Origin of the sequence: Streptomyces sp. NPDC053048 (assembly GCF_044547045.1) — a bacterium.
In the GTDB taxonomy this organism is placed as follows: domain Bacteria; phylum Actinomycetota; class Actinomycetes; order Streptomycetales; family Streptomycetaceae; genus Streptomyces.
The window spans coordinates 1,026,007-1,040,701 of the sequence record NZ_JBITZS010000001.1 but is presented as its reverse complement, the minus strand read 5'-3'; the positions used below and the strand labels follow the sequence as shown (position 1 = coordinate 1,040,701).

At 74.5% G+C, this 14,695-nt stretch carries 12 protein-coding genes and 1 riboswitch; of the genes, 8 read left to right on the top strand and 4 right to left on the bottom strand.

The genetic code is table 11. The annotated features are described in order from the left end of the window. Positions 1 to 301 precede the first annotated feature (301 nt). Positions 302 to 1,900: an ABC-F family ATP-binding cassette domain-containing protein gene (locus ACIG36_RS04970; RefSeq protein WP_399921936.1), complete on the bottom strand. Its 1,599-nt coding sequence runs from the start codon at positions 1,898 to 1,900 to the stop codon at positions 302 to 304. A 225-nt stretch (positions 1,901 to 2,125) separates the two neighbouring features. Here ACIG36_RS04970 and ACIG36_RS04965 point away from each other — a divergent pair, with 225 nt between their 5' ends. After that, positions 2,126 to 2,548, top strand: coding sequence for a VOC family protein (locus tag ACIG36_RS04965; RefSeq protein WP_399921933.1), 423 nt, complete (start codon positions 2,126 to 2,128; stop codon positions 2,546 to 2,548). A gap of 53 nt (positions 2,549 to 2,601) precedes the next feature. Here ACIG36_RS04965 and ACIG36_RS04960 read toward each other — a convergent pair whose 3' ends face one another. From ACIG36_RS04960 to ACIG36_RS04950, 3 genes are all read right to left on the bottom strand, one after another. Beyond that, positions 2,602 to 3,987: a hypothetical protein gene (locus ACIG36_RS04960; protein WP_399921930.1), complete on the bottom strand. Its 1,386-nt coding sequence runs from the start codon at positions 3,985 to 3,987 to the stop codon at positions 2,602 to 2,604. A 112-nt stretch (positions 3,988 to 4,099) separates the two neighbouring features. Next, positions 4,100 to 5,224 carry an alpha/beta hydrolase gene (locus tag ACIG36_RS04955; protein ID WP_399921927.1) on the bottom strand — a complete coding sequence of 375 codons (1,125 nt, stop codon included), beginning with the start codon at positions 5,222 to 5,224 and terminating at the stop codon, positions 4,100 to 4,102. 43 nt (positions 5,225 to 5,267) lie between these two features. After that, on the bottom strand, positions 5,268 to 5,966 hold the full coding sequence (locus ACIG36_RS04950; RefSeq protein WP_399921925.1) for a class II aldolase/adducin family protein: 699 nt from the start codon (positions 5,964 to 5,966) through the stop codon (positions 5,268 to 5,270). Positions 5,967 to 6,078: 112 nt separating this feature from the next. Between ACIG36_RS04950 and ACIG36_RS04945 the strand changes: the two genes are divergently transcribed. The 7 genes from ACIG36_RS04945 to ACIG36_RS04915 all read left to right on the top strand — a co-directional run bounded on the left by ACIG36_RS04945 (position 6,079) and on the right by ACIG36_RS04915 (position 14,694). Further along, on the top strand, positions 6,079 to 7,323 hold the full coding sequence (locus ACIG36_RS04945) for an anion permease (RefSeq protein ID WP_399921922.1): 1,245 nt from the start codon (positions 6,079 to 6,081) through the stop codon (positions 7,321 to 7,323). 25 nt (positions 7,324 to 7,348) lie between these two features. Further along, positions 7,349 to 7,579, top strand: coding sequence for a hypothetical protein (locus ACIG36_RS04940; protein ID WP_399921919.1), 231 nt, complete (start codon positions 7,349 to 7,351; stop codon positions 7,577 to 7,579). A 198-nt stretch (positions 7,580 to 7,777) separates the two neighbouring features. Continuing rightward, positions 7,778 to 7,905, top strand: a riboswitch (cobalamin riboswitch). A gap of 121 nt (positions 7,906 to 8,026) precedes the next feature. Continuing rightward, positions 8,027 to 8,995 carry a cobalamin biosynthesis protein gene (locus ACIG36_RS04935; protein WP_399921916.1) on the top strand — a complete coding sequence of 323 codons (969 nt, stop codon included), beginning with the start codon at positions 8,027 to 8,029 and terminating at the stop codon, positions 8,993 to 8,995. Further along, the gene (locus tag ACIG36_RS04930) at positions 8,992 to 10,551 is read left to right on the top strand and encodes a cobyric acid synthase (RefSeq protein ID WP_399921913.1); all 1,560 of its coding nucleotides are present in this window, start codon (positions 8,992 to 8,994) and stop codon (positions 10,549 to 10,551) included. The genes ACIG36_RS04935 and ACIG36_RS04930 overlap by 4 nt, the downstream gene beginning before the upstream one ends. Beyond that, a complete protein-coding gene (locus ACIG36_RS04925; RefSeq protein ID WP_399921910.1) occupies positions 10,551 to 12,629 on the top strand; it encodes a putative cobaltochelatase in 2,079 nt (692 codons plus the stop codon). Before ACIG36_RS04930 ends, ACIG36_RS04925 begins: the two co-directional genes overlap by 1 nt. Then, positions 12,629 to 13,237 (top strand): cob(I)yrinic acid a,c-diamide adenosyltransferase, encoded by a 609-nt coding sequence (gene cobO / locus ACIG36_RS04920; protein WP_399921908.1) that lies wholly within the window; start codon positions 12,629 to 12,631, stop codon positions 13,235 to 13,237. The genes ACIG36_RS04925 and cobO overlap by 1 nt, the downstream gene beginning before the upstream one ends. Continuing rightward, positions 13,234 to 14,694 carry a cobyrinate a,c-diamide synthase gene (locus ACIG36_RS04915; RefSeq protein WP_399921905.1) on the top strand — a complete coding sequence of 487 codons (1,461 nt, stop codon included), beginning with the start codon at positions 13,234 to 13,236 and terminating at the stop codon, positions 14,692 to 14,694. Before cobO ends, ACIG36_RS04915 begins: the two co-directional genes overlap by 4 nt. Position 14,695: the final 1 nt, after the last annotated feature.

Genomic DNA, 14,695 nt, shown 5'->3' with positions numbered 1-14,695 from the left:
CCCATTCGGCAAGGTCGATGAGAAGTCCAAGGGAAAGAGATTCCGCGTTTTCCGGCCACGCCAGTGCCCGGAGCAGGCAATTCCGTGGGATCCGGCTCGTACGGCCGTACGGGTGGCGGCGCGAAGCGGCAGGTCAGACGGGGCTCCCTCACGCACGGCGCGAACGGCGCCCCGCACCTCGCACAGCGCGTGCGCCGGGGCGCCGGGCGGGGCGGGGGTACGAGCCGCCCTCACTCAGATGATGGATCACACATCGGCCGAATGATCGGGACGACACTGATCAAGAGACCGGCGGGGCCGGTCAGGCGAGGGCCACCAGGTCCGCGTAGTCCGGGCCCCACAGGTCCTCGACGCCGTCGGGCAGCAGGATGATCCGCTCCGGCTCGAGCGCGTCCACGGCGCCCTCGTCGTGCGTCACCAGCACGACCGCGCCCTTGTAGGTGCGCAGGGCGCCCAGGATCTCCTCGCGGCTGGCGGGGTCGAGGTTGTTGGTGGGCTCGTCCAGCAGGAGGACGTTCGCGGAGGAGACGACCAGGGTGGCCAGGGCCAGCCGGGTCTTCTCACCGCCCGAGAGCACGCCCGCGGGCTTGTCGACGTCGTCGCCGGAGAAGAGGAACGAGCCCAGCGTCTTGCGGACCTCGACCAGGTCCAGGTCGGGGGCCGAGGAGCGCATGTTCTCCAGGACCGTGCGGTCCGGGTCGAGCGTCTCGTGCTCCTGGGCGTAGTAGCCGAGCTTGAGGCCGTGGCCGGGGGTGACCTCACCGGTGTCGGGCTTCTCGGCCCCCGCGAGCAGCCGCAGCAGGGTGGTCTTGCCGGCGCCGTTGAGGCCGAGGATCACCACGCGGGAACCCTTGTCGATGGCCAGGTCGACGTCGGTGAAGATCTCCAGCGAGCCGTAGGACTTGGACAGGCCCTCCGCGGTGAGCGGGGTCTTGCCGCAGGGCGCGGGCTCGGGGAAGCGGAGCTTGGCGACCTTGTCGGAGGCGCGCACCTCCTCCAGGCCCTTGAGCAGCCGCTCGGCGCGCTTGGCCATGTTCTGCGCGGCCACGGTCTTGGTGGCCTTGGCGCGCATCTTGTCGGCCTGCGAATTGAGGGCCGCGGCCTTCTTCTCGGCGTTCTGGCGCTCGCGCTTGCGGCGCTTCTCGTCGGCCTCGCGCTGCTGCTGGTAGAGCTTCCAGCCCATGTTGTAGACGTCGATGACCGAACGGTTGGCGTCGAGGTAGAAGACCTTGTTGACGACGGTCTCGACGAGGTCGACGTCGTGGGAGATGACGATGAAGCCGCCGCGGTAGGTCTTGAGGTAGTCCCGCAGCCAGGCGATGGAGTCGGCGTCGAGGTGGTTGGTGGGCTCGTCCAGCAGCAGCGTGTCGGCGTCGGAGAACAGGATCCGGGCCAGCTCGACGCGGCGGCGCTGGCCGCCGGAGAGGGTGTGCAGCGGCTGGGTGAGGATGCGGTCGGGCAGGCCGAGGCTGGCGGCGATGGTCGCGGCCTCGGCCTCGGCGGCGTAGCCGCCCTTGGTCAGGAACTCCGTCTCCAGGCGCTCGTACTTCTTCATCGCCTTCTCGCGGGTGGCGCCCTTGCCGTTGGCCATCCGGTCCTCGTTCTCGCGCATCTTGCGCAGCACGGTGTCCAGGCCGCGCGCGGAGAGGATGCGGTCACGGGCGAGGACGTCGAGGTCGCCGGTGCGGGGGTCCTGCGGGAGGTAGCCCACCTCGCCGGAGCGGCTGATGGTGCCGGCGGCGGGGATGCCCTCACCGGCCAGGCACTTGGTGAGGGTGGTCTTGCCGGCGCCGTTGCGGCCGACGAGACCGACGCGGTCACCCTTGGCGATACGGAAGGAGGCGGACTCGATGAGGACGCGTGCGCCGGCGCGCAGCTCGATGCCGGAGGCGGTGATCACGGGGGTTTCTGCTCCTGTGCGAAGTGGACGGCGGTGGGACGGACTGGGTCGCGATGACGCCGTCTAATGCGCGAGGAGGAATGCCATGCGGACCAGTCTAACGGGGGCGCGCAAGCCGGTTTCCTTCCGTCGCGCGCCGGTGGCCGCGCTCCGGAAAGGGCAGAGAAGGGGTGATTCACGGATACTCGGGGAGGAAAGCCCTGGGCCGGGAGAGGAGTGAACGGCATGACGGACACCGGCACGGCGGCGCCGACGATCTCTCCGGCGCTGCTCTACGACGACGCGCAGGCAGCGATCCGGCAGCTCACGGAGGCCTTCGGGTTCACGCGGTCGGCACTGTACGAGAGCGAGGACGGCGTCGTCCTGCACGCCGAGCTCGTCTACGGAAACGGCATGATCATGCTCGGCTCGAGGGGCCGGGACGGCGTGTTCGACCAGGCCATGGCACAGGCGGGCCCGGCGGCGGTCTACGTGGTCGTCGAGGACACCGATGCCCACCACGCGCGGGCGGTGGAGCACGGCGCGGAGATCCTGATGCCCCCGACGGACCAGGAGTACGGCTCGCGCGACTACATGGCGCGGGACGTCGGGGGCAACATCTGGAGCTTCGGCACCTACGCCCCGAAGGGGCCGGAGATCACCGCCTGAGGCCTCTCCGCCAGGGCATGCCCTAGGGGGTGTGTCCGATGGGTCGGACACCCCTAGGCGCCGCCCCGGTGGACCTGGAAGGCCGCCCGGCGCACCGCCTTGGCCAGCGCCGGGTCCGGGTGCGCGGCGGCGAGGGCGACCAGCACCTGCACCGTGCGGGGGTGGCCCACCGCCCGCACCTCCTCCAGGAGGCCGGGCACCGTGCCCTGGACGGCCGAGTCCAGGTGCCGCACCAGCAGCCGGCTCTCGCCGTGGTCCGCGACCGCGGCCGCCGTGTCCACCCACAGCCAGGTGGCCTCCTCACGGGTGAGGACCTCGGCCGCGTCCTCGGGGTCGTGCCCCTCGTGCTCGGCCAGCCACAGCAGCGCGTACGGGCGCAGCACGGGCTCGCCGGCCACGGCCCGCACGGCGGGCTCCGCCGGGGCGCCCACGGCGCGCAGGGCCTCGAAGGCCAGGCCCCGGACCATGGCGTCGTCGGCGCGAGCGGCGTCCAGCAGCTCCTCGACGGCGCTGCGCACGGGCCGGGCGGCGAGCCAGGCCCGGTACTCGGCGCGGGCCGGCCCCGGGGTGAGGTCGGCGCAGCCGCGCAGCATGGCCTCGGCGGACAGTTCGATGTTGCCCGCCGGGCTCTGGGCCGCGACGCAGATCTGCTCGAGCTTGACCCACACCGCCCAGTTGCCGAGCGGGGTGAGCAGGGCCTCGGCCGGTGCCCCGCTCCCGCCGCGCATGACGAGGGCGCCCACCGAGGCCAGGCCGCGCAGCGCCCAGTCGAGCAGTTCGGGCAGGGGGTCGCCGGTGACGGGGGCGGGGGCGGCCGGTGCGGGCCGGTCACCGTAGGGGATCTCGCAGCGTTCGGCGCGGATCTCGGCGACCCGCTGCTGGAGCAGGTCGAGCAGCATGGCCACGGAGACGGGTCCGGCCGACAGGTGCATGACGGACAGCAGCTGGGGGGCGGCCTCGACGACCTCGGCGGCGACGGTCGGATCGGTGCCGGCGGGCTCGGGGTGGGCGAGGGACCAGGCGTCGAAGAGGGCGACCCAGCCACGCAGCACGGCGCTGTCGTCGCGGTCCCAGGCCTGCAGCCGCCAGCCGGGGCGGGCGGTGCCGTCGTGGAGTTCGAGGAGCCCGGCGAGGCGGGCGCGGTCCCAGTCGGACCGCACCTGGCCGGCCGTCAGTCCCAGTGCGGCGGCGGCCCGGTCGGCGGTCTCCTCGCGCAGGGCGCCGCCGGGGGCACGCTCCTCGGCGGCCCAGCGGGCGAGCCGGACCGCGCCGGCCAGTCCGGCTCTCGCCTGCCGGGCGAGTTCCGGCCGGGCCGGGGTGCCTGCGGGCGGTCGGGGCGCCGGGCGGGAGCCTCGGTTCGCCACGGCCCGGCGGGCGGCGGCGATCGGCTGTCGGGGGACGAGTCTGAGCCGGGAGTCGCGCGGAGTACGGGACGTCACAGGAGCAGTCTTGCCGTTCACGCTCCGAAAACCCAATCGGAATCAACTATCCGGTGCCGGACGGCTCCTGACGGGAAGCCGCAGGCAGGGCGCGGGCGCCGGTGTGCGCCCGCTACATCAGGGGGATCAGGAAGCGCCGCAGGGCCTCTTCGCAGCCCGCCGGATCGACGTTCCAGGCGCCCGCGTGACCGGCTCCGCGAACGGCCCGCAGGGTGATCAGTTCCGGCCGGGCGGCGGCGAGTTCGCGGGAGCGGGCGAGCGGCGCGAGGGGGTCCTCGGTGCCGTGCATCACGAGGGTGGGGACGGACAGCCGCGCGGGGTCGGCGGCGGCCCGCAGGGTGTCGGGGGCGAGGCCGATCCTGCCCTCGGTGGCCCGGACAGCAAGCGGAATGAGCCGCGCCGGGACGCGGTGGGCGGCGAGGGCGCGCAGCGCGGCCGGCCAGTCGAGGACCGGGCAGTCCAGCACGAGGCCGCCGACGTGGGCGGCGAGCGAGGAGTCCAGCGCGGTCAGCAGGGCCATGGTGGCGCCGGTGGACCAGCCGTACAGGACGACGTGGCGGGCCCCGTGGCGCAGCGCGTAGCGGACGGCGGCGTCGAGATCCCGCCATTCCCTGGCGCCGAAGTGGCTGATTCCGTGCGCCGGGCGGGGTGCTCCGGGGTCACCCCGGTAGGTGATGCACAGCACCGGCAGCCGCTGCCCGCGCAGGAACGGCAGGACGTTCATGGGGTGCTCGCGTGTGGCGCCCAGGCCGTGCACGGTGATCACCCAGGTGTCGCGGGCGCCGGGCACGAACCAGGCGGGCAGCGGCCCCAGCTCGCCGGGCACCTCCACGTCGTCGTGGTCGATGCCGAGCGCGTCGCGGGGGTTGCCGGCGTGCAGGCCCGGGGTGAGCCAGACCTGGTCCCCCGGGCGCGGGCTACCGTGCGTGACGCGCTCCAGGCGGCGCACCACGCAGTGGTGCGGGTGCGAGACGTCCGCCACCACGTCGCCGACGACCGCGTGCAGCCCGCGGCCGGCCAGTCCGTAGCGGCCGGGGCGCAGTGCCGCGGGGGTGCGGGTGAGGGTCAGGGTGCCGGGGCCCGTCTCGTGGACGGCGATGCGCGGCTGGCCGGGCGGCGGCCGGCCGGGGGCGGCCTTGAGGGCGGCGTCACCGGCGTAGCGGCCGGCGACGACGGCGGCCGTTGCCGCACCGATCACGGTGCCGGCGGTCACCGCCGCCGCTTCGCGTATGCCCACGTCTTCAGTGTGGGCGCGGGCCCCGGCCGGGGCCAGTGGGCGTTCAGGCGCCCTGTTGCCCGTACCCGCGCAGGGCGGCCGCCGTCTCCTCCAGGTCGCCGGGCGAGAGCAGGGTGGGGGTGCGGCCCGGGACGCCGGAGGCGGCCAGCCAGAGCCGGCACATCCACTCCAGCTGGGCGGTGCGATCGTAGGCCTGGTCGAGGCCGGCGCCGTAGGTGAGGGTGCCGTGGTTGCGCAGCAGGCAGCCGGTGCGGCCGTCGAGGGCGCGCAGCACATGGGCGGCCAGCTCCTCGGTGCCGTAGCGGGCGTAGGGGGCGACGCGCACCGGTCCGCCGAGGGCGGCGGTCATGTAGTGGACCGGCGGCAGCTCGGTGACGAGGGTGGAGACGGCCGTGGCGTGCACGGCGTGGGTGTGCACGATCGCGGTGGCGTCGGTGGCCCGGTAGACGGCGAGGTGCATCGGCAGCTCGCTGGTGGGGGTCAGCTCGCCGATCACCCGGCGGCCGGACAGGTCGACGCCGGTGATGTCACCGGGTCCGAGCCGGTCGTAGGGGATGCCGCTGGGCGTGACGAGCACCACGTCGCCGACCCTGGCGGAGACGTTGCCGGAGGTGCCGACGACCAGGCCGTCGGTGGTGGTGCGGCGGGCGGTGGAGACGACCTCCGCCCAGGCGTGCCTTGCCTCGTCGCCGATGGCGCGGCGCGTTCCGGTGCCCGCTGCGGTCTCTTCGTGCGGCCTCATCGATCTTCGCCTCCGGTTCGCGTCATTGCTCGGTCCGTCCCAGTTCACCTTCCGTTCACCCGGAGTCCCTACGGTCGCCGCGTACTGACCATCGAGCTGATTGCCTGGGTGAATGGAAAACATCACGCTTCTCATCGGGATCGTGATCGTCACGGCCTTGGTGTTCGACTTTACGAACGGCTTCCACGACACGGCCAACGCCATGGCCACCACCATCTCCACCGGGGCGCTCAAGCCCAAGACCGCGGTGGCCATGTCGGCGGTGCTCAACCTCGTCGGCGCGTTCCTGTCCGTGGAGGTGGCGGCGACCATCTCCAAGGGCATCGTCGACGAATCGGGCATCCGGCCGGAGATCATCTTCGCCGGACTGGTCGGTGCGATCGTCTGGAACCTGCTCACCTGGCTCGCGGGCCTGCCCTCCAGCTCCTCGCACGCGCTGTTCGGCGGCCTGATCGGCGCGACCATCGCCTCCGTCGGTACGGGCGCCGTCCACGGTGACGCCGTCGTCATGAAGGTCCTCATCCCCGCCGTCGTCGCCCCGGTCGTGGCCGGCCTGGCGACCGTGCTGGCCACCCGGATGACCTACCGCCTGGCGCGCAACACCGACCCCGAGGCCAGCGCCAAGGGCTACCGCGCCGGCCAGATCGCCTCGGCGGCCCTGGTCTCGCTCGCCCACGGCACCAACGACGCCCAGAAGACGATGGGCGTCATCACCCTCGCGCTGATCTCCGGCGGCGCGCTGGGCGCCGACGCCGACCCGCCTATGTGGGTCATCGCCTCCGCCGGCATCGCCATCGCGCTCGGCACCTACCTCGGCGGCTGGCGCATCATCCGCACCCTCGGCAAGGGCCTGGCCGACATCCAGCCGCCGCAGGGTTTCGCCGCCCAGACCGGCGCCGCCGTCACCATCCTGGCCTCGTCCCACATCGGCTTCGCGCTCTCCACCACCCAGGTCTGCTCCGGCGCCGTCATGGGCGCGGGCATGGGCCGCAAGGGCGGCGTGGTGCGCTGGTCCACCGCCGGCCGCATGGTCGCCGCCTGGGGCCTGACGCTCCCGGCCGCCGGCCTCGTCGGTGGCGGTGCCGCGCTCCTGGCCGACCAGGGCGACTGGGGCGTCACCGCGGTGGCCGTCCTGGCCGTGGCCGCCTGCGGCGCGATCTGGCTGGCCTCGCGCCGCAAGCCGGTCACCCACGACAACGTCAACGACCTGAACGAGCCGCAGGGCGTCTCCGTCCCGGCCGAGCCCGTCGGCGTGGTCACCGCGGCCCTGCAGGCCGTCGCCCCGCCGCCGGCCGGCCCCGCCGTCACCCCGGCCGCCGCTCCCGCCCCCGCCCCCGCCCCCGCGACGACCGGCTGACCGCCGGGCAACGGAGGAGAACCACATGAACATCGACTGGGCAGCTCTCGGCCAGGTCTTCGGCGTCAGCCTCGTCTTCACCATCGCCCTCGTGGCCGTCTTCACCCTCGGCATCGTCGGCACGTCCCGCAAGGCGCAGGCCACGGCCGGCGCCCCGGCCACCGGCCCGAGCGCGCCGGCCCGCATCGGCGCGTACACCTGCTTCGCGCTGTGCGCGGCCGCCGTGGGCTACGGCATCTACCTGATCGTCGCCTGATCACCGCTTGACCGCCGCCTCACCGCGGCCTCGCACCCGTGCGCACGACAGCGCCGGTCCGGCACCGCCGGACCGGCGCTTCGTCGTTGCCCGCGTCGCCCGCCGCCCCACCCGTGGCCGGCAGCCTCACCGCAGGTCAGGGTGAGTTGACTGCCCTTCCCGGGCCGTGGTGGACTTCCGGAGCCAAACGGCGACAGCAGAGGAAGCCGGTGCGAATCCGGCGCGGTCCCGCCACTGTCACCGGGGAGCGTCCTCCACCGACGGCCACGGCCCGCCACCACGGGCTGGAAGGCCGGAGCGACGCCGATCCGGGAGCCAGGAGACTCTGGTCGCCGGTCACGTCGAGCCAGGGCGCGGACCCTGAGTGAGGACACATCGCCATGCCCGGCCGTCGCATACCGCCCACCCGCTCCCGGCTCCCCGAAGGCACGACGGCGGCCTGACCCCATGCGCGCGACGCGTCACGACCCCATCGGTTTCGCGTGCGGTGCGGCGCTCGGCTTCGCCTGCGACCTCGTCCTCGGCGACCCGCGCCGCGGCCACCCCGTGGCCGCCTTCGGCCGGGCCGCGCACGCCGTCGAACAGCGCCTGTGGCGCGACCACCGCGGCGCCGGCGCCCTGCACACCGCGCTGTGCGCCGGTGGCACCGCGGTCGGCGCCGCCCTGCTGGCCAGTGCCGCACGCCGCTCCCGCACGGCCGGCATCGCCCTGACCGCCGCCGTCACCTGGGCCGTGCTGGGCGGCACGTCCCTGGGCCGCGAGGCACGCGCCGTCGGCGCCGCGCTCGCCGCCGGCGACCTCGCGGCCGCCCGCGAACGGCTGCCCCACCTGTGCGGACGCGACCCGCAGGCACTGGACGAGCAGCAGATCGCGCGCGCGGTCGTGGAGTCCGTCGCCGAGAACACCTCCGACGCCGTCGTGGGCGCCCTGGTGTGGGGCGCGCTCGCCGGCGTCCCCGGCCTCGCGGGCTTCCGGGCCGTGAACACCCTCGACGCGATGGTCGGCCACAAGTCCCCCCGCCACCGGCGCTTCGGCTGGGCCTCCGCCCGCCTCGACGACGTCGCCGGCTGGCCCGGCGCCCGGCTCACCGCCGCCCTCGCCGTCCTCGCGGGCCCGGACCCGCGCGGCGCCCTGCGCGTGGCCCGGCGCGACGCCTCCCGCCACCCCAGCCCCAACGCCGGCCCCGTCGAGGCCGCCTTCGCCGGGGCCCTCGGGGTACGGCTGGGCGGCACCCTCGCCTACGCGGGCCGCGTCGAACACCGTCCGGTGCTGGGCGCGGAGAACCGGCCCGTCGAGGTGGGGGACATCGAACGCGCGGTACGGCTCTCGCGCCGGGTGTCGGTACTGGCCCTGGCTACGGCCGTGCTGACGAGGACGGCCGTGGCGGCCGTGACGAGGAGGAAGCGTTGTCGGTGACGGCTGGGAGGGGCGGGGGCCTGCTGGTGGCCGGCACGACCTCCGACGCGGGCAAGAGCGTGGTGACCGCCGGGATCTGCCGCTGGCTGGTCCGCAAGGGCGTCAAGGTCGCGCCGTTCAAGGCGCAGAACATGTCGCTCAACTCGTATGTGACGCGCGAGGGCGCGGAGATAGGGCGCGCGCAGGCCATGCAGGCCGCCGCCGCGCGCGTCGAGCCGAGCGCGCTGATGAACCCGGTGCTGCTCAAGCCGGGTGGCGACCGCAGCAGCCAGGTGGTGCTGATGGGCAGGCCCGTCGGCGAACTCAGCGCGCGCGGCTACCACGCGGGCCGCCAGGAGCAGCTGTTCGGCACGGTCACCGAGTGCCTGGAGGAGCTGCGGCGCACGCACGACGCCGTCATCTGCGAGGGCGCCGGCAGCCCGGCCGAGATCAACCTGCGGCGCAGCGACATCGTCAACATGGGCATCGCACGGGCGGGCCGGCTGCCCGTGGTCGTCGTCGGCGACATCGACCGCGGCGGCGTCTTCGCCTCCTTCTTCGGCACCACCGCGCTCCTCTCGGCCGAGGACCAGGAGCTGATAGCGGGCTACATCGTCAACAAGTTCCGCGGCGACGTGAGCCTGCTGGAGCCGGGCCTGGAGATGCTGCGCGACCTGACGGGCCGGCGGACGTTCGGCGTGCTGCCGTTCGCGCACGGTCTGGGCATCGACGAGGAGGACGGCCTGCGCGTCTCGCTGCGCGGTGCCGTGCGCGAGTCGGTGGTGGCCCCGCCGCACGGCGCCGACGTGCTGCGGGTGGCGGTGTGCGCGGTGCCGCTGATGTCCAACTTCACGGACGTGGACGCGCTGGCGGCCGAGCCGGGCGTCGTCGTGCGGTTCGTGGACCGGCCGGAGGAACTGGCCGACGCCGACCTCGCCGTGGTGCCGGGCACCCGCGGAACGGTCCGGGCACTGGCCTGGCTGCGCGAGCGCGGCCTCGCGGACGCGCTGGCCCGCCGGGCGGCCGAGGGCCGCCCGGTCCTGGGCATCTGCGGCGGCTTCCAGCTGCTGGGCGAGCGGATCGAGGACGAGGTCGAGTCCCGCGCCGGAGTGGTCGAGGGACTGGGGCTCCTGCCGGTACGGGTGCGGTTCGCGGCCGGGAAGACCCTGGCCCGGCCGGTGGGCGAGGCCCTGGGCGAGCACGTCGAGGGCTACGAGATCCACCACGGCGTCGCGGACGTCCGGGGCGGTGACGAACCCTTCCTGGACGGCTGCCGGGTCGGCGCCGTATGGGGCACCCACTGGCACGGCTCGCTGGAGAGCGACGGCTTCCGGCGCGCGTTCCTGCGCCGCGTGGCGAAGGCGGCGGGACGGGCGTTCGTCCCGGCCCCGGACACGTCGTTCGCGGCACTGCGCGAAGAACAGCTGGACCGCCTGGGCGACCTGATCGAGGAACACGCGGACACGGACGCGCTGCTGCGGCTGATCGAGGACGGGGTGCCGGCCGGTTTCCCGTTCATACCGCCGGGGGCGCCGGCCGTGCCGGCGCCGGACCACGACACAGGGGGTAAGCACTGATGGCCTCGGCCACCTACCCGTTCAGCGCGATCGTCGGCATGGACAGCCTGCGGCTGGCGCTGCTGCTCAACGCCGTCTCGCCCGCCGTCGGCGGCGTCCTCGTACGGGGTGAGAAGGGAACGGCGAAGACCACCACCGTCCGAGCCCTCTCCTCGCTGTTGCCCGAGGTCGTGACGGTCCCCGGCTGCCGGTTCTCCTGCGATCCGGCCGCCCCGGACCCCACCTGCCCCGACGGGCCGCACGACGGCGGTACGGGCGAGGCCCGCCCCGCCCGCATGGTCGAACTGCCGGTCGGCGCCTCCGAGGACCGCCTGGTCGGCGCGCTCGACATCGAACGGGCCCTGTCCGAGGGCGTGAAGGCCTTCGAACCGGGCCTGCTGGCCGACGCCCACCGGGGGGTGCTGTACGTCGACGAGGTCAACCTGCTGGGTGACCACCTGGTCGACGCCCTCCTGGACGCGGCCGCGACCGGCGCCTCCTACGTCGAACGCGAAGGCGTCTCCGTCCGCCACGCCAGCCGCTTCCTCCTCGTCGGCACCATGAACCCGGAAGAGGGCGAGCTGCGCCCGCAGTTGCTGGACCGCTTCGGGCTGACCGTCGAGGTCGCCGCCTCCCGGGAGACCGAGGAGCGCGTCGAGGTCGTGCGCCGGCGTCTCGCCTACGACGAGGACCCGGCCGCGTTCGCCGCCAAGTGGGCCGCCGAGGAGGAGGCGCTGCGCGAGCGCATCGCCGCGGCCCGCGCGCTGCTGCCGGACGTACGGCTCGGCGACGGCGCCCTGCGCCGGATCGCCGCCGTGTGCGCCGGGTTCGAGGTGGACGGCATGCGCGCCGACATCGTCACCGCGCGCACCGCGACCGCGCTGGCCGCGTGGGCCGGACGGACGGACGTGACGAAGGATGACGTGCGGCAGGCGGCACTGCTGTCGCTGCCGCACCGCCGCCGGCGCAACCCGTTCGACGCGCCCGGCCTGGACGAGGACAGGCTGGACGAGATCCTGAACGGGTTCGAGGACGACGAGCCGGAGCCCGAGCCGGACCCGGAGCCGGAGGGCCCGCAGGACGGCGGCCCGGACGACGACGGCCCCGGTGGCCCGGACGGCGGCGGCCGTCCGCCGCAGGACGGCCCCCGCCCCGACGGCACGCCCGAGGTGCCGCGGCAGCGGGAGGACTCGGAAGCACCCGATCGGCAGGAGAGCGAGAGCGCGAGTGCTCCCGCGACCGGTGAAGCCCCCGAAGCCCCCGCCGTGGCCGCCGCAGACCCCTTCCGCACGCGCCGGTTCGACGTCCCCGGCCTCGGCGAGGGCGCCGACGGGCGCCGTTCGCGCGCGCTCACCGTGCACGGGCGGACGACGGGGGCGCGCCGCCCCCGCGGCGGCGCCCTCGGCAAGCTGCACCTCGCCGCGACCGTGCGGGCCGCCGCCCCGCACCAGCGGGCGCGGGGCCGCAGCGGCCCCGGGCTGCTGGTCCGGCGTGACGACCTGCGGGAGGCCGTGCGCGAGGGCCGCGAGGGCAACCTCGTGCTGTTCGTCGTGGACGCCTCCGGCTCGATGGCGGCGCGCAAGCGGATGAGCGCGGTCAAGGGCGCGGTGCTGTCGCTGCTGCTCGACGCCTATCAGCGGCGCGACAAGATCGGCATGATCACCTTCCGGGGCGCGGAGGCGGAGGTGGCGCTGCCGCCGACGTCCTCGGTGGAGGCGGGCGCGGCGCGGCTGGAGAAGCTGCCGACGGGCGGCCGCACGCCGCTGGCGGCGGGCCTGCTGCGGGCGCACGAGGTGCTGCGGGTGGAGCGGATGCGCGACCCGTCGCGCCGTCCGCTGCTGGTCGTGGTGACCGACGGCCGGGCCACGGGCGGCCCCGAGCCGCTGGCGCGCGCCGGGCGCGCGGCGCGGCTGCTGGCGGGCGAGGGCATCGCGTCGGTGGTCGTGGACTGCGAGTCGGGGCCGGTGCGGCTGGGCCTGGCGGGCGAGCTGGGGCTCGCCCTGGCCGGTCCGGTCGTGACGCTCGACGAGCTGCGTGCGGACAACGTCTCCGCACTGGTGCGTACCGTACGGAACACGAACTCGAGGAGGGCCGCGTAATGCCCAAGGGACAGCCGACCGTCGTACCCGACGACGGGCTCACCACGCGCCAGCGTCGCAACCGCCCGCTGGTCTTCGTCCACACCGGCATCGGCAAGGGCAAGTCGACGGCCGCCTTCGGCCTGGCCCTGCGGGCCTGGAACCAGGGCTGGCCCATCGGGGTGTTCCAGTTCGTGAAGTCGGCGAAGTGGAAGGTCGGCGAGGAGAACGCGCTGCGGGTGCTCGGCGCCTCGGGCGAGGGCGGGACCGTCGACTGGCACAAGATGGGCGAGGGCTGGTCCTGGATCCAGCGAGACGCCAAAGAAGGGGAACTCAGTAACGAGGAGAAGGCGCGCGAGGGCTGGGAGCAGGTCAAGCGCGACCTGGCGGCGGAGAGGTACAAGCTCTACGTCCTCGACGAGTTCGCCTATCCGATGCACTGGGGCTGGATCGACACCGACGAGGTGATCTCGGTGCTGCGGGACCGTCCGGGCACCCAGCACGTGGTGATCACGGGCCGCAACGCGCCGGAGAAGCTGATCGGGTTCGCCGATCTGGTGACGGACATGTCCAAGGTCAAGCACCCGATGGACACCGGCCAGAAGGGCCAGCGGGGCATCGAGTGGTGAGTACGCGCATCCCCCGGCTGGTCATCGCCGCGCCGGCGTCCGGCAGCGGCAAGACGACGGTGGCCACCGGCCTGATGCGGGCGTTCGCGGACGCGGGGCTCGCGGTGTCGCCGCACAAGGTGGGGCCGGACTACATCGACCCGGGCTACCACGCGCTCGCGACGGGCCGGCCGGGCCGCAACCTGGACTCCTTCATGTGCGGCCCGGAGCGCGTCGCGCCGCTGTTCCTGCACGGGGCGGCGGGCTGCGACCTCGCCGTGGTCGAGGGCGTGATGGGCCTGTACGACGGGGCGGCCGGCCAGGGCGAGCTGGCGTCGACGGCACACGTGGCGAAGCTGCTGCGGGCGCCGGTGGTGCTGGTCGTCGACGCGTCGTCGCAGTCGCGGTCGGTGGCGGCCCTGGTGCACGGCTTCGCGTCCTGGGATCCGGAGGTCCGGGTCGCGGGCGTGATCCTCAACAAGGTCGGCTCCGACCGCCACGAGACGCTGCTGCGGGATGCGCTGGGCGAGTCGGGGGTGGAGGTTCTGGGCGCCGTACGGCGCGCCGGACAGATCCACACCCCGTCCCGCCACCTGGGCCTGGTCCCGGTCGCCGAACGGACGGTGGAGGCGGTCGACGCGGTCTCCGCGTTCGCGGCCCGCGTACGGGAGGGCTGCGACCTGGAGGCCCTGCTGGCGCTGGCGAGGAGCGCCCCACCGCTGCCGGGGCCGGCGTGGGCACCGGAGGAGTCATTCCCCCACCCCGCCCCTTCCCGTAACCGGGGCTCCGCCCCGGACCCCGGTCCTCAAACGCCGGACGGGCTGAATCCGGGGGAGGGTGGGCACAACGCGACCACCGGTCCGCACCCGAACGGCACCCCCGTGATCGCCGTAGCCGGCGGCCCGGCGTTCACCTTCTCGTACGCCGAGCACACCGAACTGCTGCGCGCGTCCGGCGCGGAGGTCGTCACCTTCGACCCCCTCAAGGACGAGCGGCTCCCCGCCGGCACCGCCGGCATCGTCATTGGCGGCGGCTTCCCCGAAATGTACGCCCCCGAGCTCTCCGCCAACGCCCCCCTCCGCAAGGCCGTGGCCGCCCTCGCGGCCACCGGCGCCCCGGTCGCCGCCGAGTGCGCGGGACTGCTCTATCTGTCCCGCTCCCTCGACGGCAAGCCGATGTGCGGTGTCCTTCCGGCGGACGCCCGCATGTCGGAGCGGCTGACGCTCGGCTACCGCGAGGCGGTGGCGATCGCGGACAACCCGCTCGCCGCCGCGGGCACCCGCGTACGGGGGCACGAGTTCCACCGCACGGTGATCGAACCGGCCGCCGGCGCCACCCCCGCCTGGGGCGTGACCCACCCCCGCCGCCAGGTGGAGGGCTTCGTCCAGGACAACGTGCACGCCTCGTACCTGCACGTCCACTGGGCGGGAGCCCCCGGTACGGCGGAGCGCTTCGTGGCGCGGGCCCGCGCGCGGTGAC

Excerpts from the sequence above, each read along its gene's own strand:
- ACIG36_RS04935 (WP_399921916.1), top strand. The coding sequence starts at position 8,027 with ATGCGCGCGACGCGTCACGACCCCATCGGTTTCGCGTGCGGTGCGGCG.
- cobO (WP_399921908.1), top strand. The coding sequence starts at position 12,629 with ATGCCCAAGGGACAGCCGACCGTCGTACCCGACGACGGGCTCACCACG.
- ACIG36_RS04940 (WP_399921919.1), top strand. The coding sequence starts at position 7,349 with ATGAACATCGACTGGGCAGCTCTCGGCCAGGTCTTCGGCGTCAGCCTC.
- ACIG36_RS04925 (WP_399921910.1), top strand. The coding sequence starts at position 10,551 with ATGGCCTCGGCCACCTACCCGTTCAGCGCGATCGTCGGCATGGACAGC.
- ACIG36_RS04950 (WP_399921925.1), bottom strand. The coding sequence starts at position 5,966 with ATGAGGCCGCACGAAGAGACCGCAGCGGGCACCGGAACGCGCCGCGCC.
- ACIG36_RS04945 (WP_399921922.1), top strand. The coding sequence starts at position 6,079 with ATGGAAAACATCACGCTTCTCATCGGGATCGTGATCGTCACGGCCTTG.
- ACIG36_RS04965 (WP_399921933.1), top strand. The coding sequence starts at position 2,126 with ATGACGGACACCGGCACGGCGGCGCCGACGATCTCTCCGGCGCTGCTC.